General features: G+C 38.0%; 1 protein-coding gene. It reads left to right on the plus strand.

Annotated elements, in window-relative coordinates; all coding sequences use genetic code 11:
• Positions 1 to 655: 655 nt before the first annotated feature.
• A complete protein-coding gene (locus NUW87_RS11285; RefSeq protein WP_269028613.1) occupies positions 656 to 1,672 on the plus strand; it encodes a hypothetical protein in 1,017 nt (338 codons plus the stop codon).
• Positions 1,673 to 1,714 lie beyond the last annotated feature (42 nt).

A 1,714-nucleotide genomic window follows, 5' to 3' on the forward strand; every position in this document is an offset into this window, starting at 1 on the left:
TTGTTTATGGTACAGGTTGATTACAGGTTGGTGCATGGTTGATGCACTTGTTTATGGTACAGGTTGATTACAGGTTGATGCATAGTACATGTTTACAGCGGTATATCTCACAGTGATAGTGTGACATTGGTTCCATCATTCTACTTCAGGGTGGCAGGATGGGGCAAGGACAGGTGGTTGTAGCCACCTTCCGGTTGTAGCCGGAGAACATTGGGGGTTGTAGCCTCCTTCTGGTTGTAGCCAGAGAATTGGGGAGTTGGAGCTTCCCTCAGGTTGTAGCCTGAGAAACTAGGGGGTTGGAGCCTCTTTCCAGTTACAGCTGGAAAACAAAGGAAGTTGGTGCTTCCAATGAATGTAATTCTTAAATACATATAAGAAAAATCATTCCGTGGTTTTCTCCTGATTTGGGTTTCCACGTAAAACACTGGTGTACTGTGCATGTGTGTGATTGTTCATTTGTTCATTGCTTATTTACTCTGCAGTTATTGGATGATAATGCTACATTGATATAACACTTGGATTATATGGTTAAAAAGGATTAAATTGCTCTATTACTGATTCACCCCCCCTCTCAGTAATCCAACAATTGGTATCAGAGTGGTTTCCTTCAGAAAATAGTTTAACCAATGAAAGGTAGATAATCGAGAGAAACAACATGTATAAAAATGGAATACCACAATTTGATGGACAAAAGTATGCATTTTGGAGCATAAGGATGAAGACATATATACAGGCACAGGGATTTCAAGTTTGGCAATCAATTGTAGATGGATACACAACACCAGCAGTTCCACCAACAAATGACAAAGCAGTGAAACTTGGTGAGAATAATTCCAAAGCCATAAATGCACTTTTGAATGGTCTCAGTGATACGGTATTCACCAAAGTTGCACATTGTAAATATGCTAAAGAGATTTGGGACAAGCTTCGAAATATTTATGAAGGAGATTCAAAAGTCAAAGCAACAAAGCTTCAAACTTACAGAGGTCAGTTCGAACAACTAAAAATGAAGGAAGATGAAGATATCGCAGCCTACTTCTTACGAGTCGATGAAACAGTGAATGCAATCATAGGATTGGGAGAAGAAATCGAAGAATCTGTAATTGTTCAAAAGGTACTAAGATCTCTTCCTATGAGATTTGACCCTAAGATATCAACACTAGAAGAAAGAGTCGATCTAAACTCAATAAGCATGGACGAACTACATGGAATCTTCACAACATATGAAATGGGAAACGAACAAGAAAATCCAGATGTAAAAGAAGAAGCCTTCAAAGAATCCAAGAAAAAGGAACAAGAAGAATATAGCAGCAACAGTGGCACCTCGGAAGATGATGAAGAAGTGGCCAACTTCGTCAAAAGACTGAACAAGGGAACCAACGATAGGTATAGAGGTAAGCTTCCTTTAATTTGTTTTAATTGTGATGGTATTGGTCATTTTGCTAACAAATGTCCTCATAAGAAAAAGAGAAATGATGAAGGTTACTCAAAAGGAAAATACACATATAAAGGCAAAAGAACTACAAAGAAAGTTTTCAAGAAAAGCTTATACACCAAAGAAGACATCTCATCATCAGATGAAGATGAAGTTAGTGACAGTGAGACAAGAAGAGTTCTATTCATGGTAGTAAAAGACTCTGACAAAGAAGTCTCCAAAGAAGAATATGAATAAGCCAAAGAAGATGTCGAAGAAGAAATTGAAGAGGGATAAGTT

Source organism: Corynebacterium pilbarense, from assembly GCF_026930265.1.
Classification (GTDB): Bacteria; Actinomycetota; Actinomycetes; order Mycobacteriales; family Mycobacteriaceae; genus Corynebacterium; species Corynebacterium pilbarense.

Coding starts and splice junctions, on each gene's coding strand:
- NUW87_RS11285 (WP_269028613.1), top strand. CDS start 656: ATGTATAAAAATGGAATACCACAATTTGATGGACAAAAGTATGCATTT.